At 61.2% G+C, this 25,014-nt stretch carries 20 protein-coding genes; 11 read left to right on the plus strand and 9 right to left on the minus strand.

The annotated features are described in order from the left end of the window. Nucleotides 1-148: 148 nt before the first annotated feature. Nucleotides 149-829, minus strand: a complete 681-nt coding sequence (locus tag ACQ4WM_RS23745; RefSeq protein WP_436549119.1) for a Fe2+-dependent dioxygenase — start codon at nt 827-829, stop codon at nt 149-151. Between the two features lie 387 nt (nt 830-1,216). Between ACQ4WM_RS23745 and bfr the strand changes: the two genes are divergently transcribed. After that, the gene (bfr, locus tag ACQ4WM_RS23750) at nt 1,217-1,693 is read left to right on the plus strand and encodes a bacterioferritin (RefSeq protein ID WP_065307050.1); all 477 of its coding nucleotides are present in this window, start codon (nt 1,217-1,219) and stop codon (nt 1,691-1,693) included. Nucleotides 1,694-1,749: 56 nt separating this feature from the next. On the opposite strand, the gene ACQ4WM_RS23755 is transcribed toward bfr, so the two are convergent. Further along, nucleotides 1,750-2,367: a glutathione S-transferase N-terminal domain-containing protein gene (locus ACQ4WM_RS23755; protein WP_436549120.1), complete on the minus strand. Its 618-nt coding sequence runs from the start codon at nt 2,365-2,367 to the stop codon at nt 1,750-1,752. 250 nt (nt 2,368-2,617) lie between these two features. Between ACQ4WM_RS23755 and purB the strand changes: the two genes are divergently transcribed. From purB to ACQ4WM_RS23785, 6 genes are all read left to right on the plus strand, one after another. After that, a complete protein-coding gene (purB, locus tag ACQ4WM_RS23760) occupies nt 2,618-3,997 on the plus strand; it encodes an adenylosuccinate lyase (protein WP_436549121.1) in 1,380 nt (459 codons plus the stop codon). Nucleotides 3,998-4,189: 192 nt separating this feature from the next. Further along, the gene (locus ACQ4WM_RS23765; RefSeq protein WP_436549122.1) at nt 4,190-4,714 is read left to right on the plus strand and encodes a cytochrome b; all 525 of its coding nucleotides are present in this window, start codon (nt 4,190-4,192) and stop codon (nt 4,712-4,714) included. 39 nt (nt 4,715-4,753) lie between these two features. Then, nucleotides 4,754-5,308 (plus strand): YceI family protein, encoded by a 555-nt coding sequence (locus ACQ4WM_RS23770; protein WP_436549123.1) that lies wholly within the window; start codon nt 4,754-4,756, stop codon nt 5,306-5,308. 142 nt (nt 5,309-5,450) lie between these two features. Continuing rightward, nucleotides 5,451-6,026, plus strand: a complete 576-nt coding sequence (locus tag ACQ4WM_RS23775; protein ID WP_436549124.1) for a YceI family protein — start codon at nt 5,451-5,453, stop codon at nt 6,024-6,026. Nucleotides 6,027-6,213: 187 nt separating this feature from the next. Continuing rightward, nucleotides 6,214-6,483 (plus strand): GlsB/YeaQ/YmgE family stress response membrane protein, encoded by a 270-nt coding sequence (locus ACQ4WM_RS23780; RefSeq protein ID WP_312437788.1) that lies wholly within the window; start codon nt 6,214-6,216, stop codon nt 6,481-6,483. Nucleotides 6,484-6,734: 251 nt separating this feature from the next. Next, nucleotides 6,735-8,888 carry a S46 family peptidase gene (locus ACQ4WM_RS23785; protein WP_436549125.1) on the plus strand — a complete coding sequence of 718 codons (2,154 nt, stop codon included), beginning with the start codon at nt 6,735-6,737 and terminating at the stop codon, nt 8,886-8,888. A 66-nt stretch (nt 8,889-8,954) separates the two neighbouring features. Here the strand turns inward: ACQ4WM_RS23785 and ACQ4WM_RS23790 are convergent, their stop codons facing one another. Then, entirely contained in the window at nt 8,955-9,416 is a 462-nt protein-coding gene (locus tag ACQ4WM_RS23790) for a hypothetical protein (RefSeq protein ID WP_436549126.1), read from the minus strand. A 147-nt stretch (nt 9,417-9,563) separates the two neighbouring features. Here ACQ4WM_RS23790 and ACQ4WM_RS23795 point away from each other — a divergent pair, with 147 nt between their 5' ends. The 3 genes from ACQ4WM_RS23795 (at nt 9,564) to ACQ4WM_RS23805 (ending at nt 15,542) form a co-directional block, all read left to right on the plus strand. Beyond that, complete coding sequence (locus ACQ4WM_RS23795; RefSeq protein ID WP_436549127.1) at nt 9,564-11,252, plus strand: M14 family zinc carboxypeptidase; 1,689 nt, start codon at nt 9,564-9,566, stop codon at nt 11,250-11,252. 91 nt (nt 11,253-11,343) lie between these two features. Then, a complete protein-coding gene (locus ACQ4WM_RS23800; protein ID WP_436549128.1) occupies nt 11,344-13,500 on the plus strand; it encodes an FUSC family protein in 2,157 nt (718 codons plus the stop codon). An 86-nt stretch (nt 13,501-13,586) separates the two neighbouring features. Continuing rightward, nucleotides 13,587-15,542, plus strand: a complete 1,956-nt coding sequence (locus ACQ4WM_RS23805; protein WP_436549129.1) for a phosphatase PAP2 family protein — start codon at nt 13,587-13,589, stop codon at nt 15,540-15,542. Nucleotides 15,543-15,616: 74 nt separating this feature from the next. Here the strand turns inward: ACQ4WM_RS23805 and ACQ4WM_RS23810 are convergent, their stop codons facing one another. The 6 genes from ACQ4WM_RS23810 to ACQ4WM_RS23835 all read right to left on the minus strand — a co-directional run bounded on the left by ACQ4WM_RS23810 (nt 15,617) and on the right by ACQ4WM_RS23835 (nt 24,309). After that, the gene (locus tag ACQ4WM_RS23810) at nt 15,617-17,566 is read right to left on the minus strand and encodes a S9 family peptidase (protein WP_436549130.1); all 1,950 of its coding nucleotides are present in this window, start codon (nt 17,564-17,566) and stop codon (nt 15,617-15,619) included. 70 nt (nt 17,567-17,636) lie between these two features. After that, nucleotides 17,637-19,109, minus strand: a complete 1,473-nt coding sequence (locus ACQ4WM_RS23815) for an amino acid permease (protein ID WP_436549131.1) — start codon at nt 19,107-19,109, stop codon at nt 17,637-17,639. A gap of 225 nt (nt 19,110-19,334) precedes the next feature. Next, nucleotides 19,335-20,768 (minus strand): amino acid permease, encoded by a 1,434-nt coding sequence (locus ACQ4WM_RS23820; RefSeq protein WP_436549132.1) that lies wholly within the window; start codon nt 20,766-20,768, stop codon nt 19,335-19,337. A 54-nt stretch (nt 20,769-20,822) separates the two neighbouring features. Further along, nucleotides 20,823-21,284 (minus strand): RidA family protein, encoded by a 462-nt coding sequence (locus ACQ4WM_RS23825; RefSeq protein WP_436549133.1) that lies wholly within the window; start codon nt 21,282-21,284, stop codon nt 20,823-20,825. A gap of 151 nt (nt 21,285-21,435) precedes the next feature. Continuing rightward, nucleotides 21,436-23,034 carry an ABC-F family ATP-binding cassette domain-containing protein gene (locus ACQ4WM_RS23830; protein ID WP_436549134.1) on the minus strand — a complete coding sequence of 533 codons (1,599 nt, stop codon included), beginning with the start codon at nt 23,032-23,034 and terminating at the stop codon, nt 21,436-21,438. Between the two features lie 162 nt (nt 23,035-23,196). Then, the gene (locus ACQ4WM_RS23835) at nt 23,197-24,309 is read right to left on the minus strand and encodes an NADH:flavin oxidoreductase/NADH oxidase (protein WP_436549135.1); all 1,113 of its coding nucleotides are present in this window, start codon (nt 24,307-24,309) and stop codon (nt 23,197-23,199) included. A 157-nt stretch (nt 24,310-24,466) separates the two neighbouring features. Between ACQ4WM_RS23835 and ACQ4WM_RS23840 the strand changes: the two genes are divergently transcribed. Further along, nucleotides 24,467-25,009 carry a glycine zipper 2TM domain-containing protein gene (locus tag ACQ4WM_RS23840; protein WP_436549136.1) on the plus strand — a complete coding sequence of 181 codons (543 nt, stop codon included), beginning with the start codon at nt 24,467-24,469 and terminating at the stop codon, nt 25,007-25,009. Nucleotides 25,010-25,014 lie beyond the last annotated feature (5 nt).

The raw sequence follows: 25,014 nt of genomic DNA on the forward strand, positions 1-25,014 counted from the left end.
GAAGGTGGCGTTGGTGGCCTGCATGCGTAAGTTGCTTGTGATCCTCAACTCCATGGTCCGAAACAACACGCAATGGGTCAGCAACTAAATTAAATGATCAAGACAGTTGCTGACCCCGGCGGTGTCCTGATTTGCCACATAGCAAGCATCAAATCTCGGCCCACATTCTCAACAGATTATGATAATGCCCGGTCAAACCCACAGTCGCCTCCGAATCACCATGCGCACTGCGCACCTGCTGAATATTCTGGTCCAGCTCAAACAACATGCTGCGTTTCCAGTCATCACGCACCATGCTCTGGGTCCACAGGAATGAGCAAATGCGCTCGCCATTGGTGACCGGCATCACACGATGTACGCTGGTGGACGGATAGACGATCACATCGCCGGCCGGCAGCTTGACTTCATGCGTGCCATAGGAATCGACCACCACCAGTTCGCCGCCCTCGTACTCTTCCGGTTCGCTCAGGAACACGGTCGAGGACACATCGGCGCGCATCGACTGCATGCCGCCCTTGGGGGTGCGGATGGCACCGTCGATATGCAGGCCATAGTGCTCGCCGCCGGCATAGCTGTTGAAGAAGGGCGGCAGGATGCGCAGCGGCAGCGCGGCGGCAAAGAACAGCGGATTGGCCATCAGCGCGCGGCTGACGATCTCGCCCAATTCGATCGCCAGCGGCGAGCCTTCGGCCAGCTGGCGGTTGCGCTTGACCTGGGCGCCCTGTTCGCCGACGCTGGCGCGGCCGTCGATCCAGTCGGTCTGCGCCAGGCGCTGGCGGAAATACGTCACCTGTTCCGGCGTCAGCACGCCAGGTATATGCAGCATCATCTTGCACTCCTTTGTAAATAAAAATCATTCCGCGATTATCGCACCGGGCATCGCGCCAAAACAGGCTTCAAAGCAAGAACCGCACAATCGCAATCCGGTCGCCGAAATGCGAATGCGTATGGCCTTCATTTGCCTTGACGAATAAAAATTGGCCGAGTGTGGCAATCCATTTGAGAATGGGTTTTATTCGCGCGATATTTACGTTAAAAATACGGAAAAACCCTGTTCTACATCAAAAATTGCCAACATTTTGCGCTATCATGCGGGCATAGCGAGACCGGCAAGCCAGCAAGATAATGCGTCACCAGGCAGCCCAGCGCCACCCGGCAGTGACCACCCCAGCATCCGGTTTCATCATTGACCGCAGCACAGAACAAAGGAAATCCCATGAAGGGCGATAAAGAAGTCATCCGCATGCTCAACGCACAGCTCACCAACGAACTGTCGGCCATCAACCAGTACTTCCTGCATGCACGCATGTACAAGCACTGGGGCCTGGAAAAGCTGGGCAAGAAAGAATACGAAGAGTCGATCGGTGAAATGAAACACGCCGACAAGCTGATCGACCGCATCCTGATGCTCGACGGCCTGCCCAACCTGCAAGCGCTGCACAAGCTGCTGATCGGCGAGAACACGCCGGAAATGCTGGAATGCGATCTGAAACTGGAACGCGCCGCGCACGCCACCGTCAAGGAAGGCATCGCCATCAGCGAAAAGGCCGGCGATTACGTGTCGCGCGACCTGTTCCTGATGATCCTGGAAGACACCGAAGAGCATATCGACTGGCTGGAAACGCAGATCGACCTGATCGCCAAGATCGGCCTGCAAAACTACCTGCAGAGCCAGATGGCAGTGGAAGAGTAATCTTCAGCGCTCAACAAAAAACCGGCAAGCTTGCCGGTTTTTTTACGCCCATGCCGTCAAGCCTGGGGCACGGTGTCCTTGAAAGACTGCCGTTCGGACAATTTGTCGAACAGGCGCGCCAGCGCCGGGTGCTCGCCGCGCCAGTCGATCTCGGGAAAGCGGAAGCTGAGCCAGCCCAGCGCGCAGCCGACCGCCACGTCGGCCAGTGTATAGTTCTTGCCGGCGCAATACACGCTTTCGCCCAGGCGCGCGTCGAGAGCCGCCAGTCCACGCGTGACCTTGTCGTGCTGGCGTGCGATCCACGCTTCACTTTGCTGTTCCGGCGGACGCTGGGCGCGCTCCAGACGCATCAGCACGCCCGCGTCGAGGATGCCGTCGGCCAATGCTTCCCAATTCTTGATATCGGCCCGTTCGCGGCCATTGCCGCCAGCCGGCAGCAGCTTGCACACAGGCGTGAGCGTGTCGAGGTATTCGACGATCACGCGCGAATCGACCAGCGTGCTGCCGTCTTCCATTACCAGGCAAGGCACTTTGCCAAGCGGATTGGCTTCGGCGATGCGCGTTTCGGGCACCCACACGTTTTCCAGCTCGAAAGCATAGTCGAGCTTTTTCTCGGCCAGCACGATGCGGACTTTGCGGACATACGGGCTGGCGAGGGAACCGATCAGTTTCATGGATACTTTAAAGTAGACGAGTAGCTGTCAGTATAGCATCGGTGCAGCGCAGTATTTGGCAGCACGCAGCATGCCTGTTGACCAGTGTGGTGGCCATGCCGCATTCAGGGCACCCACCGGCTGCCGGCGGCAAAAGCGCGGCCAGCAGTGGTAAAATCGCTGCTTTCCCGTGGCGTCCCCTCTGCATGAGCTTGCCTACGCTCTGCTGCGCGCCCCGCGCCCACCGTTTGATTAACTTGCGTCCGCTCTCATGACCTCTACTACTCCGTATTCCACGCTGTCGGCCCTGTCTCCGCTCGATGGCCGCTACGCCAGCAAGACCGATCTGCTGCGCCCGATCCTGTCCGAAGCCGGCTTCATGCACCACCGCGTGAAAGTGGAGATTTCCTGGTTGCAGGCCCTGTCGCAAGCAGGCTTTGCCGAAATCAAGCCGTTCTCGGCAGAAGCCAATGCCCTGCTCGACAAGATGGCGGCCGACTTCTCGGAAGCCGACGCGGCCCGCATCAAGGCCATCGAAGCGGTCACCAACCATGACGTCAAAGCCGTCGAATACTGGCTCAAGGAGCAAGTGGCCGACGTGCCGGAACTGGTGGCCGCCTCGGAATTCATCCACTTTGCCTGCACTTCGGAAGACATCAACAACACCTCGCACGGCATGATGCTCAAAGCCGCGCGCGATGGCGTAATGCTGCCGGCATTGAACGGCCTGGTGGCCAAGCTGATGCAGATTGCGCACGACAATGCCGATGTGCCCATGCTGTCGCGCACGCACGGCCAGACTGCCAGCCCGACCACCTTGGGCAAGGAGTTCGCCAACGTGGTGGCTCGCCTGCAGCGCGCCGTGAAACGCATAGCCCAAGTCGAAATCCTGGGCAAGATGAATGGCGCTGTCGGCAACTACAACGCCCATTTGTCCGCCTACCCGTCGTTCGACTGGCCGGCGTTCTCGCAAGCCGTGATCGAGCAACGCCTGGGCCTGGTGTTCAACCCGTACACCATCCAGATCGAGCCGCATGACTATATGGCCGAACTGTTCGACGCCTTTGCGCGCGTCAACACCATTTTGCTGGACCTGAACCGCGATATCTGGACGTATGTGTCGCTGGGCTACTTCAAGCAAAAGCTGAAGGCCGGCGAAATCGGGTCCTCGACCATGCCGCACAAAGTCAACCCGATCGACTTCGAAAACTCGGAAGGCAACCTGGGCCTGGCCAACGCCGTGCTGAAACACCTGTCGGAAAAACTGCCCGTCTCGCGCATGCAGCGCGACCTGACCGACTCGACCGTGCTGCGCAATATCGGCGTCGGCCTGGGCTACACCCTGCTGGCCTACGACAGCTGCCTGCGCGGCCTGAACAAGCTGGAAGTAAACCATGCGCGCCTGGCGCAAGACCTGGATGCTACCTGGGAAGTGCTGGCCGAACCGGTACAGACCGTGATGCGCCGCTATGGCATCGAAAACCCGTACGAGCAACTGAAGGAACTGACGCGCGGCAAGGGCATTTCGAAAGAAGCGCTACAAACCTTCGTCAACGGCCTGGCGATTCCGCAGGACGCCAAAGACGTGCTGCTCGCCATGACGCCAGCGAACTACATCGGTATCGCGGCACAACTGGCCAAGGCCATCTGATCCATCCTTAAAGGCACCTGCCACAAGGTGCAGTATCTTTCGCGGGGCGTCCAGCATACAATTTGCTGCACGCCCCGCAGTTTTTCCGGCTGGCTACCTTGTAAAATCTACCGACCTACAGCGCACTTTGTTTTTCTTTGGTATATTAGGCCGGATTAGTCCTAACACGTACTACTTTCAAGAAAGCCATCGATGCACCGCTATACGTATACCGCCATGCTGTTTCACTGGCTGACCGCCCTGCTCATCATCAGCGCCTTTATCATGGGCCTGGTCATGACCGATATCCCCGGCCTGACCCCCACCAAACTCAAGTATTTTTCCTGGCACAAATGGCTGGGCGTGACGGTGCTGGCGATCGCCGCCATCCGCCTGCTGTGGCGCCGTGCCAACGTGCCGCCACCGCATCCGGCCAGCATGGTCGCCTGGCAAAAAAAGGCCGCCGACGCCATGCACGTGCTGCTGTATATCCTGATTTTCGCCGTGCCGGTTTCCGGCTATTTTTATACCCTGGCGGCCGGCGTGCCGGTGGTCTACCTGGGCCTGTTCCAGCTGCCGGTCATCATGGCGCCCAATCCTGAACTTAAGCCGCTTTTAAAAGACATTCACTATGTTCTGAACATGACAATGGCTGCGGCCGTTGCCGCCCACGTACTGGCGGCGCTCAAGCACCAGTTCATCGACAAGGACGGCGTGCTCAAACGCATGCTGCCGTAATCACGCAACGCCCTCCACTGAACTACCAGGAAAAATAAAATGAAAACCACCCAACGCATTGTGCTCGCTTCCCTGCTCGGCCTGTCCGTCGCCGCCACCGCCGCCACCCTGCTGAAAACCGACCCTGCCAAGTCCAGCGTGTCGGCCGTGTTCAAGCAGATGAACGTGCCGGTCGAAGCCAAGTTCAAGAAATTCAATATCGTCATCGATTACAACCCGGCCACGCCGGACGCCTCCAAGGCCACAGTCGACATCGACACCGCCAGCATCGACATCGGCGATCCTGAATACAACAAGGAAGTGGCGAAGAAAGAATGGTTCAACGCGGCCCAGTTCCCGAAAGCGACGTTTGTCTCCAGCGGCATCAAGGCCGCCGGCGCCGGCAAGCTGACCGTCACCGGCAAGCTCAACATCAAGGGCAAGGCCACCGACGTGACCTTCCCCTTGAGCGTGAAATCCGAAGGCGGCAAATACACATTCGACGGCGCCCTGCCGATCAAGCGCCTGACCTACAATATCGGTGAAGGCGAGTGGAAAGACACCAGCATGGTCGCCGACGAGGTTACCATCAAGTTTCATGTAGCCGCACAGTAACACCTGAGAAAACTTCCATGACTGCGTTGCTCTTGCCCGGTTTTTCACCTTGTGCTATACGCACTGCCTTCGGCAAAACGCCTTGTCCTGAACGTTTTTCAGGCGTTACTCACTCAGATTAACCCCAACCCCTAGGACCTTGATGAAACTTTCGCACTTGATGATCGCCATGCTGGCTGTTGCCAGCGCCGGTTCGGCCATGGCCGCTGCCGATACGTACAACCTCGATCCGACCCACACCTTCCCCAGCTTTGAAGCCGATCACATGGGCATGTCAGTCTGGCGCGGCAAGTTCAACAAGACCAAGGGTACGGTCACCCTGGACCGTGCCGCCAAGACCGGCACGCTGGACCTGGTGATCGAAGCCGATTCGATCGACTTCGGCCTGGACGCAATGAATACGCACGCCAAAAAGGCGGACATGTTCAACGTGGAAAAATTCCCGCAGATCACCTACAAGAGCAACAAGCTCAAGTTCACCGGTGATCAACTGACCGAGGTCGACGGCGAACTGACGCTGCTGGGCGTGACCAAGCCGGTAACGCTGAAAGTGAACAAATTCAAGTGCATCATGCACCCGCGCTACAAGCGTGAAGTGTGCGGCGCCGATGCCACGGCCGAATTCAAGCGCAGCGACTTTGGCCTGAACTTCGGCTTGCCAGCCTTCTCGCCGGAAGTCAAACTGGCGATCCAGGTCGAAGCGATTAAAGCAGACTGATCGTTCGCCTCAGAAACAGCCCGCCTCGCTGCCCGCAGCCAGGCGGGTTTTTTATGGATAAGGCGTAGCAAGTTGTCATGCATGTGCACTGCCGCACTGACCGCGTGCCACACCCGGGGCAAAATGGGTCCAGCCATCAGCATTGCTGGTGCAAACCACAAACATTTACCATCGGGCGGAGAATCACATGAACTTCATTATCTGGATAGTTATTGGCGGTGTCATAGGCTGGCTGGCCAGCATGGTCATGAAAACCAATGCGCAACAAGGCATCTTCCTGAACATCGTGGTGGGTATCGTCGGCGCCTTCCTCGGCGGCTGGCTGCTGGCACCGCTGTTCGGCACGGGCACTATCAATAGCGACAATTTCAGCCTCGCATCCCTGCTGGTGTCGTTCCTGGGCGCCGTGATCCTGCTGGGCATCGTCAACTTGCTGCGTCGCGGCAAGATGCGTTAAACCGGCGTCACTATCCTGCGGCTGTCAAAACGATAGCCGAACAGCAATAATTTTCACCATGGCCGGGCCGCGCAAGCGCCCGGCCATTTTCATGCGCGCTCTGGCACATGCGCCACAGGTGTCCTTGTGATACGGAAAATGTCATTGACTAGTCACACTGTGATACGGATACTCTAGGTCGTCCGCTGAAAAAATCAGCGGATACAGACGCTAATATCCGACTTTCCTTCATGTAAAAGACCATAACTCGAATGAAAAAATCCCTGATTGCGCTCGCTATCCTGAGCAATTTTGCACATGCCGACGAAGGCATGTGGATGCCACAACAGCTGCCACAAGTAGCCAAGGAATTGAAAGCGGCCGGCCTGAAACTGGACCCGGCCACCCTGACCAAGCTGACCGAATTCCCGATGGGCGCGATCGTCAGCCTGGGCGGATGCTCGGCGTCGTTCGTCTCGCCGCAAGGCCTGGTTGCCACCAACCACCACTGCGTCTACAACAGCGTGGCCGTCAATTCCACCAAGGAGCGCGATCTGCTGGCCAACGGTTTCCTGGCCAAGACGTTTGCCGAAGAACTGCCGGCAGCGCCGGGCAGCCGCATCTTCGTCACCTCGGCCGTGACCAATGTCAGCGACAAGATCATTAGCGCCGACGTCGCCAAGCTGCAAGGCAAGGCCCGCATCGATGCGATCGAGAAAAACCAGAAGAAACTGGTCGCAGAATGCGAAAAAGAAGCGGGCTTCCGCTGCACCGTGTCGGCCTACTATGGCGGCCTGGAGTTTTACCTGATCAAGCAACTGGAAATCCGCGACGTGCGCCTGGTCCATGCACCACCGGCGGGCGTGGGCAAGTTCGGCGGCGACACCGACAACTGGATGTGGCCGCGCCACACGGGCGACTACGGTTTCTACCGCGCCTATGTCAGCCGCGACGGCAAGGCTGCCGACTACAGCAAGGACAACGTGCCGTACCAGCCGAAACATGTGCTGAAACTGGCCAAGGACGGCCTGAAGGAAGGCGACTTCGTGATGGCGCTGGGCTACCCTGGCCGCACCAACCGCCACCGCCTGCCGTCGGAAGTGGCGTTCACGTTTGACTGGAACTACCCTGCTTTCGTGAAAGCATCCGGCGAAACGCTGGCCATCATCGCGCGCGAAACCAAGGATAACAAGGACGTGGCGCTGAAATACGCAGGCCAGGTTGCCGGCGTCAATAACTACTACAAGAACCGCCAGGGCATGCTGGACTCCTACGCGGGCAGCGACTTCCTGGCACGCAAGACGGCCGAGCATGAAGCGCTGAAAACCTGGGTCAACGCCAACGCCGCCCGCAAGGCTGAATTTGCCGGTGATATCGAGCAGGTGGAAAAACTGATCGCCGAGCGCGATGCCGACACCAAGCGCGACTTCTTCCTGGGCTACGCGCAGCCACGCCTGCTGAACACGGCGCGCAGCCTGTACCGCCTGGCCAATGAAAGCACCAAAGCCGACACCGAGCGCAAATCGGGCTACCAGACGCGCGACCTGCCGCGCCTGGAAGCGGGCATCACCTCGGTCGAGCGCACCTACGATGAAAAAGTCGACAAGGCGCTGGTACTGAACAGCCTGACCAAGTACGCCGCCCAGCCAGCCGCCCAGCGCCGCGCCAGCTTTGACGCCGCCATCGGCATCAAGGACGGCATGTCGCAAGCCGACCTGGCAGCTGCGCTGGACAAACTGTATGCCGGCAGCAAGCTGGCCGACAAGGCAGAACGCGCGGCATGGCTGAAACGCACGCCAGCCGAATTCCAGGCCAGCAAGGATACCTTTATCCAGGCAGCCGTCGCCATGTACCCTGATTCGCTGAAAAACGAAGCGGAAGAGGAAGAACTGTCGGGCAAGATCCAGCAATCGTACGCCAACTACATGAAAGCAAAAATCGCCTACATGAAGAGCAAGGGCCAGGCAGTCTATCCTGACGCCAACAGCACCCTGCGCGTGACGTTCGGCAAGGTTGCCAGCCGTGACCATGGCGCCGACGGCACCACCTGGACCGCGTTTACCACCGTCAATGGCGTGGTTGCCAAAGCTACCGGCGAAGGCGAGTTCAATGCCCCTGCAAACCAGCTGGCAGCGATCAAGGCCAAGGACTTCGGTAAATATGTCGATCCGAAACTGAAAACCGTGCCGGTCGATTACCTGGCCACGCTGGACATCACCGGCGGCAACTCCGGTTCGGCAGCGCTGAACTCGAAAGGCGAATTCATCGGCCTGGCCTTCGACGGGACTTTGGACTCCATCATCTCCGACTGGGACTACAACAAGGCCAATACCCGTTCGATCCAGGTCGACCTGCGCTACATGCTGTGGAATATGAAGCATGTCGATCACGCCGACAACCTGCTGAAAGAAATGGGCGCTGAATAAGAACAACAAGCCCGGCAACGGGCGGTTATAGCCTGGGCCACTTCTTCGGAAGTGGCTTTTTTTCGTCTAGCGTTTGATGTTGGAAAAACGATACGGCGAAGCTTGCACCTGCTCGCCACGCACGATCACGCGCTGGCCATTTTCAAGCAGCAAGGCCAGGTCGGCGCCCGGATAACGCTGCGCCAATAGCGGATAATCTTCGCGCGCCATGCTGGCGGCCGGTATCACGATACGGTAGCCATTGTCGCCAAAGTCCAGCAACAGCGCGGGTGCCTCGTCCGGACCCGGCAAGGCCGTAATGCGCACACGCACCTTGCCCTTGCGCCGGGAAAAGGACTGCCACAGCGGCAAGCTGCCCGACCTCAGGCGCAGGTCGACAGCTTGCCCGTCAGAAGCGCCATCGAGCGCAAGCAGCATGCCGCGATAGCGTATCAAGGCACCATCGCCGGCCAGCGTGATGGAACCGTCATGGGCAGCGGCAGCGCCGCTGGTGCAGCAGCACAACAGAATGATCGCAAGCATGTGCATGGCACCTCCCGGGGGTGAGGCTGATTGATAACACGGCCTTTGATGGCGCCTTCTGCACTGCATCAAACCCGCTACGCCGGTGCTACAATTGCCCCTTGCGAGCGCGCTTATCGAGCATGCTTCCCACCTTCCCAGCCTCAGACCGCCATGCCACAAGACTTGCGCACGACCTACGAACTCGGTAACCACAACCAGACCACGACCTGGCTGGAATGCATCACTTTCTACAAAGATCTCGCCGCACGCTATCCGCAACTGCTGCAGTTCGAACAGATCGGCCTGTCCGATTCGGGCGTGCCCATCCATGCTGGCGTGGTCAGCGCCGACGGCGTGTTCGACCGCGCGCAGATCAAGCAGGCCGGCCGCACCGTATTTTTCAACAATAATGGCATCCATCCGGGCGAACCGGAAGGCATCGACGCCTGCATGGCCATGGTGCGCGACCTGTGCACGCAGCCGGAGCGCCTGGCGGCGCTGGGCTCAACCGTCTTGCTGTTCATTCCGATCTACAACGTTGACGGCAGCCTGAACCGCGCCAACACCTCGCGCGTCAACCAGGATGGCCCGGAGCAGTTCGGCTTTCGCGGCAACAGCCGCCACCTGGACCTGAACCGCGACTTCATCAAGTGCGACAGCCTGAACGCGCAAGTGTTCAACCGGCTGCTGGCCAGCTGGGACCCGGACGTGATGGTCGATACGCATACGTCGAACGGCGCCGACTACCCGTACACCATGACCCTGATCCACACGCAGACAGACAAGCTGGGCAATGGCCTTGGCCCCTTCCTGCAAAACACCATGCTGCCGCAAATCTTTGCGCGCATGGAAGCGGCCGGCTGGCCGACCTGCCCGTATGTGAATCCCGTCAAGGACAGCCCCGACCACGGTATTGCCGAGTTTCTGGAAGTACCGCGCTTTTCAACCGGCTTTGCGGCCCTGCACCATGTGATCGGTTTTATGCCCGAAACACATATGCTCAAACCGTTTGCCGACCGCTACGCATCGATGCACGCCCTGCTCGACATCACCCTGGCATTTACGGTCGAGCACGGCGAGCAGATCAGGCAGTTGCGTGCGGCCGCGAAAGCGGCCGGCCGCACGCAGGCCGCATGGCCCGTTTCCTGGCGCATGAATCAGGAGCACCCCTCGACTTTCCGCTTCAAGGGCTATGCCGCCAACTATACGCCCAGCGTGATCGGCGACTACCAGCGCCTGTCCTACGACCGCGCGCAGCCGTGGGAACGCGATATTCCCTATTACAACCGCTTCGACGCCGAGGTGGTGGTGCCGGCGCCGAAAGCCTATGTGGTGCCGCAGGCCTGGCGCGAAGTAATCGAGCGCCTGCGCTGGAACGGTATTGAAATGAGCCGCATCACCAGCGAACAGACGGTAACGGCGCGCTACTACCATATCGTGAAGGTCGGCACACGGGCTACTGCCTACGAGGGCCATATGTTCCATGAGACGGTGGACGTGGAAGCGCGCACGGCGCAGTTCACCCTGCCGCCGGGCGACTATGTAGTGTCCCTGGACCAGGACCAGGCCCGCTACGCCGTGGAAACGCTGGAGCCGCAGGCGCACGACAGCTTTTTCCGCTGGGGCTTCTTCAACAGCGTGCTGGAAAAGAAGGAAGCGTTTTCCGATTATGTATTCGAAGACATGGCGCTGGAATTGCTGCGCGATGAACCGCTGCTCGCTGCCAGGTTTGCCGAATGGAAAACGGCCAACCCGGAGCTGCTCGGCAGCCAGGAAGCCGTACTCGACTTTATCTTTCAGCACTGCCAGCGCTTTGCCGAACCGGAATGGCGCCGTTATCCGGTGCTGGCCCTGATGTAAGCCCGGGCTGCAAAAAGTCGTTTTATCCTGGCGCTGTATCGGAAACCCCGGTGCAGCGCCTCTTTCTGTGCTCTACCCACAAGGTACAACCATGCACTACGCACTGAACCTGCGCACCTTTATTTACAGCCATTATTTTTACCTGGGCTTGCGCGTGGCCGTTGGCCTGGTCGGCCTGACCTTCCTGACCCTGGAACTGAGCGACAGCACCACCGCCATGACGGTGTGCATAGGTGCACTGTGCACCACCTTGATGGACATGCCCAGCCCGCTGCGCCACAAATTCAACGAGATGCTGGCCTCGGTGCTGCTGTGCAGTGCCGTGACCTTGCTGATCAGCCTGTGCGGCCCCGTGCACTGGCTGTTGATGACAGTACTGGTCCTGGTCAGCTTTCTCGCCAGCATGATGGTGGTGTACGGCAAAAAATCCATGCCCTTGCAACTGGCCGCCCTGTTTATCATGACCATGTCGATGGAACACCAGATGACATGGCAGCAATCGTTCCACCATGCGGGCCTGTTCATGCTCGGCGGCCTGGCCTACCTGGCCTATGCGATGGCGGTGGCCTGGGTGCTGCGTCACCGCATCAAGCAGCAGGTGCTGGCCGAGGCACTGTTCGAACTGGCCGCCTATATCGACATCAAGGCCGATTTTTATGATGCGCGCTTCAACCTGACGGAACAGTTCAACAAGCTGGTGCGCCATCAAAGCATCCTGGCCGACCGCCAGCAAGCCTCGCGCGATCTGATCCTGCGCAGCCACCAGAACAGCAAGGACGCCATCGTGGTGCAGGTACATGTGTGCATGCTGGACCTGTACGAGCTGATCCTGTCGACCCATACCGACTACGCCCTGCTGCGCCAGCACTTGGCAGATTCGGAAGTGCTCACTTCGCTGCACGACCTGGCCTACAAGGCAGCGCGCGATATCGAATCCGTTGCGTACGCCGTCACGCGCAAGCGCGCCTCGTATGCGCAGATCAATTACGACAAGGAATGGGCTGACATCGAAGCGGAAATCGCCCGCCTGCAAGCGAAAGGCGATGGTGCACAGGAAGCGCTGGCCACCCTGCGCGCACAGCGCAACAAGATCCGCGCCATCCTGAAGATGATAGCCGAGCTGCACCTGGCCAGCCAGAAAGTCTATGCCGACGTGCCGTTCTGGAATGGCGCCGACATGGCGCCGTTTCTGTCGCAGCAAAAGTATGAGCTGGCCACCCTGCTGTCCAACCTGCGCCTGGATTCGCCGATCTTCCGCTTTGCGCTGCGCGTGTCGATGGCCATTTCGGTGGGGCTGATGATAGGCCACTGGCTGCCCTATGCGGCGCACAGCTACTGGATCGTGCTGACCATCGTGATTATCCTGCGGCCCACCTTCAGCATGACGCGCCAGCGCCGCGCCGACCGCATTATCGGCACCATTATCGGCTGCGTGGTGACCGCCATCGTGATCCGCTATATCCACAGCAATATCGCCCTGATGGCGATTCTGTTCCTGTCCATCGTGGCCACGCCCACCTTCATTTATCTGCGCTACCGCTATACGGCGATTGCAGTGAGCCTGATGATCCTGTTGCAGATGCATCTGGTGGCGCCCAGCAACCCCAACCTGGTCAGCGAACGCCTGATCGACACCCTGATCGGTGCGGCGGTGGCCACCGTGTTCAGTTTCGTGCTGGCCAACTGGGAATACCAGAGCCTGCCACGGCTGATACGCCAGGTGCTCGATGTCAACCTGTCGTACATGCAGGCCAGCTTCGAGCTGCTGCAGGGCAAGTGCAACGATGACTTTGCCTACCGCATCGAGCGCAAGCGCCTGATGGACAGCCTGGCCGCGCTCAGCTCGGCGCTGGTGCGCATGCTCGACGAACCGGCCAGCAAGCAGCGCGCGGTGGAGGACATCAATCTGTTTATCGTGCAGAACTATCTGCTGGTGGCGCACGTGGCGGCGCTGCGCTCGATCCTGGGGCGCCATGCCAGCCAGCTGCCAGTGGCACCCGTGAATGCCCTGCTCACGCACAGCCATACGCAAGTGTGCAAGACCCTGTCGCGCGCACTGGACCAGCTCGATAACAAGGCGACCATCAGCGCGCCACAGCCAGCGTTGCCAGCGCCCGCAGTGGCCGATGTCAGCTGGTCGGGCTGGCCGCTGGTCCAGCGGCGCATCCGGCTGTTGCAGGCTGATGCCGACAAGATCGTGGTGCATAGCGCGGCAATCGTGCACATCGTTACACCAAGAAAATCATGAACAGAGAAATCATGTCATGAAGACGTAACAAGGGGCCGCTATGCTGCGTGGGTTTTTCCAGCCTCCCACTACGTCAAGGTTCCCACATGCATGCATTTCCCATGACCCGCCGCCTGCCACTGGCGCTGGCCATCAGCGCCGCCCTCGCCCTCGCTGCCTGCGGCGGTTCCGACCATCATGAAGACACGGCGCTGGTGATTCCGGCCGCACCGGCCGACCAGGGCGCGCCCGATACGGCGCCGCCATCGGCCACGGCGATTCCGTTTGTCGACAATGTCGCCAGCAACCAGCGCGGCGACGCCCGCTACGCTACCGCTGCCACCAATGCCGGCGTGCGCGTGCTGATCGGCATGCTCGATATCTGGAAGCCGTTGACGGAAATCGTCGACGCCGGCGTCACGGCACCAGCGGTAGCAGGCTTCCCGGCCGTTGCGCAATCGAGCTGGACCGGCGTACCGAATGACGGCACGCCAGGCGGCACCATCGTCAATGCAGCCGTGCACAACGCCAATATCGATTACGTGGTGAAAGCCACCACCAGCCGCACTCCTGCCCAGGAACTGGCGGCCTACCTGGACGACCGCCGCGGCAAGGGCTACAGCATTACCGACGGCATGGGTCCGCTGACGGATGCGTGGCGCAGCGCAGCGCGCCAGAGCACCAGCATCACGGCGATTGCGCCGGACGCCACCACCGTGCTGTACAACGACAGCGGTACCAATACCGGCGTGGCCGGCAGCACCAATGCTGAATTCGGCAATGTGGTGGCGCTGGTCAATGCCATGGGCAATAACGGCTCGACAGAACCGGCCAAGCGCTTCTACAAATATGCGCGTCCATTCCGCTGGAGCAGCAATGTGGTGCTGGTCCCGGCGCTGGTCCCGGCCAAGAGCCCTACCCCATCGACCGATGGCGGCTTTACCAGCGGCCACTCGGCCGAAGCCGTGCGCGGCGCGGTAGGCATGGCGTATGTACTGCCCGAGCGCTACCAGGAAATGGTGGCGCGCGGCCTGGAGCTGGGCGAAAACCGCATTATCGCCGGCATGCATTCGCCACTCGACGTGATCAGTGGCCGCGTGCAGGCGCAGGCAATCGCCGCCGCCAACCTGCTCGACGCCACCACGGCCGCTACCAAGGCCGCCGCCGTCGCGCAGGCGCACACGACCCTGATGACGAAAACCGGCACCACCGCCGACAATTTCTACGACTACGCGCACTCGGGCACAGCCGCCAACGACCGTTTTGCCGACTACGCCGCCAACAAGGCCGCCTATATCCGCCGCATGACCTTCGGTTTTGTGCAGACGGGGCCGTCCAGCCTGCCGGCCGTGGTGCCGAAAGGCGCGGAAGTATTGCTGGAAACCCGCTTGCCGTACCTGAGCGACGCGCAGCGACGCGTGGTGCTGAAAACCACCGCCATGCCGTCGGGCTACCCGGTGATGGACGATGCTGAAGGCTGGGGCCGCTTGAACCTGTTTGCCGCCGCCGATGGCTATGGCGTGTTTACCGGCAACGTGGTGGTGGCAATGGATGCGACCAAGGGCGGCTTCAACGCCGTCGACCGCTGGCGCAACGACATCAGCGGCACGGGCAAGCTGAACAAGCAAGGCACGGGCACGCTGAAACTGGGCGGCAACAACAGCTGGAGCGGCGGCACGCAAGTCGAAGCCGGCCGCCTGGAAGCGCTGTCGGCCACGGCCTTCGGCAAGGGCGATGTGTATGTCAGCGGCGGCACGCTGGTCAGCAATGCGGGCACCAGCCTGGCGCTGGCAGCAAAATACACGCAGCTGGCGACCGGCAACCTGGAACTGAAACTCGGTAGCGGCCAGGGTGGCCGTTTGACGGTGGCCGGCGCAATGACGGTCGCTGGTGGCAGCCTGAAGGTGACGTTCCAGAACGGCTACAAGCCGGCCGCAGGCGACACGCTGAACGTGATCGGCGCGGCCAGCCTGAAGGGCAAGTTCGACACGATTACCGTCGATGGATTCAAGGTCACGCCGACCTATACCGCGACGGGCTTGCAGCTGAAGCTGGACGTGTAACTGCCGGGGTCAGACCCTCAATGCCGCCAACGCAGAGGCTTGCGCTGCCGGCCGAGGGGGTCTGACCCCAGGTTTTATTTCAAATAACGTTCAAACCAGGCCAGCGTACGCTGGCGCAAATCAAGTTGGTGTTCTGGCTTGCGGAACGAATGGCCCTCGCCGTCGTAGATAAACAGGCTGGACGGCACGCCCATGGCGCGCAGGCCGTTCCAGAATTCCAGCGACTGGGCAGCCGGGGTTTCCACGTCGCGCTCGCCGACATAGATCAGGGTCGGGGTCACCGCCGCCTTGATGGTCGAGATCGGCGAGGCCTTGCGGTAGACCTCAGGGTCGTCATAGGCCGAGGCGCCGAAGAAGGGGATCATCCACTGGTTAATGCCGTTCTGGCCATAGTAGCTGATCCAGTTCGACACGCCGGCGCCGGCCACGGCCGCCTTGAAGCGCGTGCTGTGGGTGACGCCCCACATCGTCATGAAGCCGCCATACGAGTGGCCCATCAGGCCCAGTCGCTGGCCATCGACGGGCACGATTTTTTCCACCGCGTCGATGCCGGCCAGAATGTCGCGCCAGTCGCCGCCGCCAAAGTCGCGCATATTGGCACGCGTAAATGCCTGGCCCTGGCCAAAGCTGCCGCGCGGATTCGGAAAGAAGACAAAATAGCCCTTTTCCGTCAGCTCGCGCACCTGCGCGCTGGCCAGTTCACCGGGACCCACATAACGCGGCGAGACGGCCGCACCCGGACCGCCATGCACGACAACAATCATCGGATGCTTCTTGCTTGCCTCGACCTTCAATGGCCCCAGCAGCCAGCCCTGCACTTGATAGCCTTCATTGCTCCAGCCGACGTTTCGCACGCTCAGCTGCGGCGCCAGGCTGTCGTTGTCTTGCGTGATTTTTTTCAGGCTGTTCAAGGGACCCGCCACCAGGTGCGCCGCATGCGTGAAGTCTTCCTGCACGGCTGCCGCTTGCGTGCCATCGGCACTGAACGACAGGCGGCCGTCCGAGCCTGCGCTGCTGATCTCGCCCAACGGTTGCGGCGCGGCCGGCCCGCTTTGCGGATCGAGTTTCACCAGCGCCAGTTGCGCATCGATCAGGGCCGTGGCCAGCAGGCCCTGGCCGCGCCAGACGACGCCGTTGAAGGTGCCGCGATAGTCTGGCGTCAGGTTCTGCGGCGTGCCGCCGGAAAGCGGTACCGTATAGATGTCGCCGCCTATCGAACCGAAGTCGCTCATCAGGCCGCCAACGAACGCCACCGTCTTGCCGTCCGGCGAAACCGATGGCAGGTTCAGCTGCATGGCCGGCGCGGCGATCTCGCGCAGCGCGCCGCTGGCCGCATCAATATGGCTCAGTTTGGCCACCCACCAGTTGCTGTCGCCATTGCCTTTGGCGCTGGTGGCGACAAAGCCGCGTCCGTCCGGGGTCCAGTTGTATTCGTACACATAGGTGTCGGCCGGCGAGACCAGGCGCAGCTCGCCACCCGAGGCAGCCACCACGGCAATGCGCTGGGCATCATCTTCGCTGCCCACTTCGCCCACCTGGCGCGCGCCCGCTTCCACGGCGCCGGCCAGCTTGCGCGCACCGACCGTCGCCAGCAAGGCGACCTGCCTGCCATCGGGCGACCAGCGCGCCGTGCTGGCAACGCCTTTCAAATTGAGCAGCTCTGCCGGCTTCGCCTGGCCCAGCGTGGCCAGGAACAGGCTGGCCTTGCCGGCCTTGGCGTCGTAGCCGACAAAGGCCAGCTGCCTGCCGTTGGGTGACCAGCTGGGTTTGTCGTACGAGCATACGGCGCAGGGATCGAACTGCTGCACCATGGCGCCGCTGCCGGCATCGCGCACCACGATGGCCGCATGCGGCCGTGGTATCTGGCCGCCGGTGTCGCTGGACTCGATGGCAACGATGCGCTGGCCATTGCCGGACAAGGCCACGGCGCGGTAGTCGCGCAAGGACTGCGGTGCGGCGTGAACGCCGGCAGCAAACAGCGCGGTGGCCAACATGCCGAGGTGGGCGATTTCAGTGATCTTCATCGTGTAAGTTCCAGTTTGAAATGAAAAAAACCGCCAGCAAGCGCGGCGGTTTCGAAGTGATGGGCGATGGTCAAGTACCCTTCTTGCCCAAGTGCGAGTGGCGTATGCTGTACAGGAAATAGATGGCAATTGTGACGGCCATCCATACGCTGAAAACCACAAACGTGGTGTGCGGCAAATCGCGCATGATGTACAGGCAGGCACACACGCTCAGGCCCGGTATCACATACGGGCCAAACGGCACGCTGAAGCCTTCGATGCGGTTGGCGCCCTGCTTGTGGCGCAGCACCGGCACGGCGATCGACACCACCATAAAGGCCGTCAGGGTGCCGATGCTGACCATGTCCCACAAATAGGTGGCGTCGACGGAACCGGCCACCAGCGCCACCACCAGGCAGACGATCAGCGTATTGCTGACCGGCACCAGGGTGCGCGGATGGATCTTCTGGAATGATTTCGGTATCAAACCGTCGCGGCTGATGGCGAACAGGATGCGCGTCTGGCCATAAATCGTGACCAGGGTCACGCTGAACACGGAAATAACCGCGCCGGCCGACAGCACCAGCGCCGGCCAGGCGTGGCCGGTGACGTTTTGCAGGATCACCGCCAGGCCCGCTTCCTGGCCTTCGAACAGTTTCGCCTGCTGCGCACCGAGCGCGGCCACGGCCACCAGCAAATAAAACACGGTGACAATCAAGAGCGCACCGAGTATGCCGCGCGGCACGTTGCGGGTAGGGTTTTTCACTTCGTCGCCGGCGGTGGCCACCGTATCGAGGCCAATAAACGAGAAAAACACCGTGCCGGCGGCGGCCGTGACACCCGTCATGCCGGCAAAGCCCTTGCTGTTGTCGGTATTGAAGAAGGGGAAAAAGTTGTCGGCGTTAAAGCCCGAAAACGCCACCACGATAAAGAACACCAGGATGGCCAGCTTGATCAGCACCATGATCGCATTGAGCAGCGCCGATTCCTTGGCGCCGCGCAGCAGCATGAAGCAGCACATGCTGATCAGGAAGATGGGCGGCAGGTTGATATGGCCGGCATGAAACTCCATGCCGTTCTGCCCGGAGACGATCATCGGCGAGCGCAGCATTTCCGGGATATGCCAGCCAAACGCGTTTTCCAGGAAATTGTTCAGGTAGGACGACCAGCCGATCGCCACCGCGCTGCCCGCCAGGCCATATTCGAGCAGCAGGCAGGCGGCCATGATAAAGGCCAGGAATTCGCCGACGGTGGCGTAGGCAAACGAATACGATGAACCCGAGGCGGGAATCCGGAATGACAGCTCCGCATAGCACAGGGCAGTCAGGCCCGCCGTGACGGCGGCGATCAGGAAAGACAGGATGACGGATGGGCCGGCCTTGGGCACGGCTTCGACCATGGTAAAGAAGATGCCCGTGCCGATGGTGGCGCCGACGCCAATCATTGTCAGGGAAAACAGACCGATGGAACGGCTCAAGCCGCTGCTGCTGAGGCCTTCACCAGTGCCGCTCGTGGTATCGATCGGTTTGGTGCGGCAAAGTTTCTGGACCAGGGTTTGGCTCACTAGCAATCCTTTTAGGAGACGGGTCATGTCGACGCATGAAAATGGTGCATGGGTTTTACTCGGCCAAAACCCGGAAACGATACAGTCCATTTTCAAAACTAAGCGATTATAGGGCTTACACCGGCCCTGTCGAACAGATCTTTGATGCAAGGAAACAACGCCGGCGACAATAAAAAGCGCGCCATTGCAATTGCAGGGCGCGCCAGGATCGCACGATGCGCTCGATTATTTCTTGCGCGGCAGATTATCGTCCAGCGGCGACCAGCCCGCTTCATAGCCTTGCGGCACTTCTTCACCACGCTCTTTCGGCGCCAGCCCCAGCACGTAGTACAGCACGGTGAGCAGGATCAGCCAGGCCGGGCCGATTACCAGCGCGATTCGGGTATCGGGGAAATACGCCATCAGGCCGATCACCAGCGCCAGGAAGGCCAGCGAAATCCACGTACCGTACGGTGCGAACGGCATGCGGAACGCCAGGTTATTGATCTCCAGCGGGCTCAGGGTCTTGCGAAAGCGCATCTGCGTGACCAGGATGATGCCCCAGGTCCAGACCGCGCCAAAGGTGGAAATCGAGGTGACCCAGATAAACACTTTTTCCGGCACCAGATAGTTCAGCAGCACGCCGATCAGCAGCGCCAGCACCGACACCATGATGGCGCGGCGCGGCACGCCGCTGGCCGTGGTTTGCGCAAACGCCTTTGGCGCCTGGCCCTGCAGTGCCAGGTTGTACAGCATGCGCCCGGTGCTGAAGATGCCGCCGTTACAGGACGACAGCGCGGCCGTCAGCACCACGAAGTTGATGATGCCGGCGGCCGTCTTGATGCCCAGGCGCTCGAAGGTCATCACGAACGGGCTGCCGGTGGTGCCGATTTCATTCCACGGGTAAATCGACAGGATCACGAACAGCGCGCCGACATAAAAGATCAGGATGCGCCAGAACACGGAATTGATCGCGTCGGGTATCGATTTTTTCGGGTTCGCCGCTTCACCGGCCGTCAGACCTATCATCTCCACACCCAGGTAGGCAAACATCACCATCTGCAGCGACATCAGCACACCCTGCGCGCCATTGGGGAAGAAGCCGCCATGCGTCCACAGGTTGGAAATGCCGATCGCCACGCCATCGTTGCCAAGGCCGAAAATGATCATGCCGGCGCCGCCAATGATCATCAGGATAATGGTGACGACCTTGATCAGGGCAAACCAGAATTCGAATTCGCCATAGGCTTTCACGGCCAGCAGGTTGACCGCGCCCATGGAACCGAGTGCAGCGAGCGCCCAGATCCAGCGCGGCACGTCGGGAAACCAGATGCCCATGTAGATGGCGACGGCGGTGATTTCCGCCACGCAGGTGACCAGCCACAAGAACCAGTAATTCCAGCCCGTCAGGTAGCCCTGCAAAGGCCCCAGGTAGTCCTGGGCATAGCGGCTGAAGGAGCCGGCGACGGGATTGTGCACCGCCATTTCACCGAGCGCGCGCATGATCATGAAGATCACCGCGCCACCGATAATATACGACAGCATGATGCCGGGGCCGGCCATGCGGATCGCATTGCCCGAGCCCAGGAACAGCCCCACGCCGATCGCGGCGCCCAGCGCCATCAGACGTATCTGTCGCTCACCCAGGCCACGGTGCAAGCCTTGCTGATTCGATTTCATTACTTGTCTCCGTTATTTTTATGACGCGCCGGTGGCCGGCGCGCAGTTGCTTGCTTACTCTGCCAACTCTGCAATCAGTTCGATCTCGACGCAGGCGCCCAGCGGAATCTGCGCGACGCCGAATGCAGAACGTGCATGCTTGCCGCTGTCGCCGAACACTTCCACGAGCAGCTCCGAGGCACCATTGGTGACCAGGTGCTGCTCGGTGAAGTCGGGCGTGGAATTGACCAGGCTCATCACCTTGACGATGCGCTTGACCTTGTTCAAGTCGCCGCCGCAGGCATCCTGCAAGGTGGCGATCAGTTCGATGGCGATGCCGCGCGCGGCCTGTTTGCCCTCTTCCGTGGTGGTGTCCTTGCCCAACTGGCCTACCCACACTTTGCCGTCCTTCTTGGCCAGGTGGCCGGACAGGAACACGGTATTGCCGGTGCGCGCATGCATGACATAGGCGGCGGCAGGCGCGGCAACGGTCGGCAATTCGATATTGAGGGTTTTCAGTTTTTCGTAAAAGGACATGCTATTTCTCCAATAAAACAAAGTGAACGATGAGCAGAGCAGCGCACAAATATAACTGTGACAACAATTCCGGATTAAACCCCATGATAGGGCGGAATGCCCAGTTTAAGTTCACAAATAGGCGTGGTTATTCAGTGGATTATACCGACTATCACCTGTTTTCCGCCTTGGCGGCAAGGTGCAGACCCGGCTGATCGAGGCCCAATTGTTGCAGGAAGGCGTGATCGTGCGAGACCACCAGCAAGGCGCCCTGGTATTGCGCCAGCATGCGTTCCAGGGCCTGCAAGCTGGCCAGGTCCAGGTGATTGTCGGGTTCATCAAGCAGCAGCAATTGCGGCGGCGCCTCGGCATACAGCTCGGCCGCCAGCGCCACCTTCATGCATTCGCCGCCGCTGAGCAGGCTACTCGCCATGGTGGCGCGCGCGCCGCTGATGCCCAGCAGCGCCAGGCGCGTGCGCAGTTCGCCTTCAGGCATGCCGGGATTGCGTGCCTGCAAGCGCTGCACAGCGCTCAGCGCGCCATCAAGCATGCCCGCATGCTGGTCCAGCCAGGCCAGGCGGCCATGGCACAGCACCTCGCCGCTGCGCGGGGCCAGCAAGCCGGCGATCACGCGCAACAGGGTCGACTTGCCGCTGCCATTGTCGCCCGTCACCGCCAGCCGGCACGGACCAGCGAGCAGCAGATTGATGGGCTGCGCACTGCCGTGCGGCAAGACCAGTTCGCGCAATTCCAGCATCAGCTTGCCATTCGGTACGCTGCCGGACGGCGCCAGCAACAGCCGCTCCGCATCGGGTGCACAGCGCTCGCTCGCTACGCGCACGCGCTGCTGGCGTTCGGCTTGGGCTGCTTGCGCGCGCAGGCGCAGCTTGCCCTGGCTGTCCTGGCTGCTTTCCTTGCGCGCGCCCATCAGCAGCTTGCTTTGATTGGCGTGACGGCCATCGCGCTCGCCGCGCGCCACATGGCGCTGCTGGCGTTCGGCCTGCTTGTGCGCCTCATGCTGCTGGCGTTTTTCAGCCGCCTTTTCCGCCTGCAGGGCGCTGGCAAAACCGGCCTGCTCCAGCGCGCGCTGCTGCACATAAAAAGCGTAGTTTCCGCCATAGCTGCGCAAGCCCCGCGTCGAGAGTTCGACGATTTCATCGACCTGCGCCAGCAGGCCGCGGTCGTGGCTGAGCAGCAGCAAGCCGCGCGGCCAGCACGCAATCTGCCGCACCAGACTGGCGCGCCGGGTGGCATCGAGATGATTGCTGGGCTCGTCGAGTATCAACCAGTCGGCCTGCGACAACCAGGCGCCGGCCAGTGCGATGCGCTGGCGCTCGCCACCGCTCAGGCTGGCGGTGGGCGTGTCGGGCAGCAACTGGCCCAGGCCGATCTCGTCCAGCGCTTGCTGCAAGCGCGCGCCGGCATCCCAGCGCTCACCGACCAGCGCATAGTCCTCCTCATCGATGGAGCCTGAGGCGATGCGCGCCAGCGCAGCGAGCAGCATATCGACGCCGGCCAGCGCCGCCACGGTAGGAAAATGTTCGGGCGACAGTTCCTGTGGCACATGGTGCACGCTGCCATCGCAGCGCACGGCGCCGCTGCCGGGCGTGGCTTGTGCAGCCAGCAGCCGCGCCAGCACGCTCTTGCCCACGCCATTGGCGCCGACCAGGCCGATGCGGTGCGGCGTGAAGGAAAACTGCAGTTGGTGAAACAGGGGCGTGCCGTCGGGCAGCACATAAGAAAGACGATCGAGTTGCAGTAATGCAGGCATGCGGATACTCCCTGTGCAAGGCTGGGCAAGGCTGGCAAACCCGCGCGATGGCGGGATGGGCTGGGCCGTGCACAAGCACGGCAGTATCAATGGCGCATGTCGAATGTCCTGGAGAATGAGTAAAAGCGCGCCCAGTGTAGCAGAGGACGCCTCAACTTGCTGTCAGCGCTGGCCTTGCGTCGTGTCGCCAAACAGGTCTTTGTATTCACGCGGCTGCGAGCGCCAGTACTGCGGCGGGGCCTGCACCTGAGCGCCCAGCTGGGCCGCCGCATGCCACGGCCAGCGCGGATCGAACAACATGGCGCGCGCCAGCGCCACCATGTCGGACTGGCCGCCGGCGATAATGTCTTCGGCTTGCTGCGCCTCGGTGATCAGGCCGACGCTGATGGTCGGCATGCCCGTTTCCGCCTTGATGCGCTCGGCAAAACCCACCTGGTAGCCGGGGCTGAGGGGAATTTTCTGCTGCGGCGACATGCCACCGCTGGAAACGTGGATAAAGTCGGCGCCGAGGTGCTTGAGTGCGTGCGCAAGCTGTACGCTTTGCTCGATCTCCCAGCCGCCTTCGACCCAGTCGGTGGCGGAAATGCGCATGCCGACCGCCATGCTGGCCGGCACGGCCGCGCGCACGGCCTCATACACTTCCAGCGGAAAGCGCATGCGGTTTTCCAGGCTGCCGCCATACGCGTCGGTGCGCTGGTTGGCCAGCGGCGACAGGAACTGATGCAGCAGGTAGCCATGCGCACCATGCAGTTCGATGCCTTCGATGCCGAGCGCATGGACCCGTTTGGCAGCGGCGACAAATGCGGCTTTTACTTGCAGCAAACCGGCCTCATCGAGCGCAATCGGCACTGTTTCACCGGGCGCATGGGCAATCGCCGACGGCGCCACCGTCTGCCAGCCGCCTTCCGACAGGTGCACGCAGTTGCCGCCCTGCCAGGGCGCACGGCTCGACGCCTTGCGCCCCGCGTGGCCCAGTTGCACGATCAGCGGCATGATGGAGTGACGCCGGATCGCCTGCACCACCCTGGCCAGCGCTTGCTGGTTATCGCTGGACCACAAGCCCAGGTCGTCGGCGGAAATACGTCCTTCCGGCGAGACGGCGGTCGCTTCCGTCATCAGCACGCCCGCGCCCGACAGCGCCAGGTGGCCCAGGTGCATCATGTGCCAGTCGGTGGCGTTGCCGTTCTCGGCAGAATACTGGCACATGGGGGCGATGGCGATGCGGTTGACCAGGGACAAGGGTCCCAGCTGATAGGGCGTGAATAACTGGCTCATGGATAACTCCGGCTTGATGAAGCACAGATGGTACAGCGATCAGGAAAACGGTGGATTACACCTGCTTACGTTTGATACAGCGCAAGGTCTATCCGGGGAAGCAAGGTGCCGTTACTCTGGACACATCAGCAACACCAACCATTTTCAGGAGACACAGATGAACAGCACCGCCACCAGCACTACCGCACGCATTCACCCCTTGATGGCCGGCGCCGCCATTTCCGCCACAGTACTGTGCCTGGTCGGTGCGGCATCGATTGCCGGCATCCTGCCCAAATCCAGCGCCAACAATGCACCCGCCGTGCCGGCAGAGCTGGCGGCAAGCAGCCTGGCCGCGCCGGTGGCGCCGCAGGCTCTGGCACCCGTGGCAGCGCCAGTAGCCGCACCCGTGGTGGCACAAGCCGCGCCAGCCCCGGCGCCGGTGGTCCATAAACGCGTGGTACATCGCGTGGCGCAAGCGCGTCCGGCCAGCCGCGACGACGATTACGCCTACCGCGAACCGGTACGCCAGCAGCAGCAGGTGCAAGCGCCTGCGCAACCGAACTATGTGGGCATCGGCACCGGCGCCGTGCTCGGCGGCCTGATCGGCAACCAGGTGGGCGGTGGGCGCGGCAAGGCGCTGGCGACGGTGGCCGGCGTGATAGGCGGCGGCTTCCTGGGTAATGCCGTGCAGAACCAGGTGCAGCAGCCGCAGCGTTAAGAGCA

Source organism: Janthinobacterium longum (genome assembly GCF_051380735.1).
In the GTDB taxonomy this organism is placed as follows: Bacteria; Pseudomonadota; Gammaproteobacteria; order Burkholderiales; family Burkholderiaceae_D; genus Janthinobacterium.

What these genes read in the sequence shown, in the direction of transcription:
- ACQ4WM_RS23835 (WP_436549135.1), bottom strand. Translation starts at nt 24,309, where the DNA reads ATGAGCCAGTTATTCACGCCCTATCAGCTGGGACCCTTGTCCCTGGTC.
- purB (WP_436549121.1), top strand. Translation starts at nt 2,618, where the DNA reads ATGACCTCTACTACTCCGTATTCCACGCTGTCGGCCCTGTCTCCGCTC.
- ACQ4WM_RS23745 (WP_436549119.1), bottom strand. Translation starts at nt 829, where the DNA reads ATGATGCTGCATATACCTGGCGTGCTGACGCCGGAACAGGTGACGTAT.
- ACQ4WM_RS23830 (WP_436549134.1), bottom strand. Translation starts at nt 23,034, where the DNA reads ATGCCTGCATTACTGCAACTCGATCGTCTTTCTTATGTGCTGCCCGAC.
- ACQ4WM_RS23810 (WP_436549130.1), bottom strand. Translation starts at nt 17,566, where the DNA reads ATGAAGATCACTGAAATCGCCCACCTCGGCATGTTGGCCACCGCGCTG.
- ACQ4WM_RS23780 (WP_312437788.1), top strand. Translation starts at nt 6,214, where the DNA reads ATGAACTTCATTATCTGGATAGTTATTGGCGGTGTCATAGGCTGGCTG.
- ACQ4WM_RS23825 (WP_436549133.1), bottom strand. Translation starts at nt 21,284, where the DNA reads ATGTCCTTTTACGAAAAACTGAAAACCCTCAATATCGAATTGCCGACC.
- ACQ4WM_RS23775 (WP_436549124.1), top strand. Translation starts at nt 5,451, where the DNA reads ATGAAACTTTCGCACTTGATGATCGCCATGCTGGCTGTTGCCAGCGCC.
- ACQ4WM_RS23795 (WP_436549127.1), top strand. Translation starts at nt 9,564, where the DNA reads ATGCCACAAGACTTGCGCACGACCTACGAACTCGGTAACCACAACCAG.
- ACQ4WM_RS23840 (WP_436549136.1), top strand. Translation starts at nt 24,467, where the DNA reads ATGAACAGCACCGCCACCAGCACTACCGCACGCATTCACCCCTTGATG.
- ACQ4WM_RS23800 (WP_436549128.1), top strand. Translation starts at nt 11,344, where the DNA reads ATGCACTACGCACTGAACCTGCGCACCTTTATTTACAGCCATTATTTT.
- ACQ4WM_RS23765 (WP_436549122.1), top strand. Translation starts at nt 4,190, where the DNA reads ATGCACCGCTATACGTATACCGCCATGCTGTTTCACTGGCTGACCGCC.
- ACQ4WM_RS23820 (WP_436549132.1), bottom strand. Translation starts at nt 20,768, where the DNA reads ATGAAATCGAATCAGCAAGGCTTGCACCGTGGCCTGGGTGAGCGACAG.
- ACQ4WM_RS23805 (WP_436549129.1), top strand. Translation starts at nt 13,587, where the DNA reads ATGCATGCATTTCCCATGACCCGCCGCCTGCCACTGGCGCTGGCCATC.
- bfr (WP_065307050.1), top strand. Translation starts at nt 1,217, where the DNA reads ATGAAGGGCGATAAAGAAGTCATCCGCATGCTCAACGCACAGCTCACC.
- ACQ4WM_RS23790 (WP_436549126.1), bottom strand. Translation starts at nt 9,416, where the DNA reads ATGCACATGCTTGCGATCATTCTGTTGTGCTGCTGCACCAGCGGCGCT.
- ACQ4WM_RS23755 (WP_436549120.1), bottom strand. Translation starts at nt 2,367, where the DNA reads ATGAAACTGATCGGTTCCCTCGCCAGCCCGTATGTCCGCAAAGTCCGC.
- ACQ4WM_RS23785 (WP_436549125.1), top strand. Translation starts at nt 6,735, where the DNA reads ATGAAAAAATCCCTGATTGCGCTCGCTATCCTGAGCAATTTTGCACAT.
- ACQ4WM_RS23770 (WP_436549123.1), top strand. Translation starts at nt 4,754, where the DNA reads ATGAAAACCACCCAACGCATTGTGCTCGCTTCCCTGCTCGGCCTGTCC.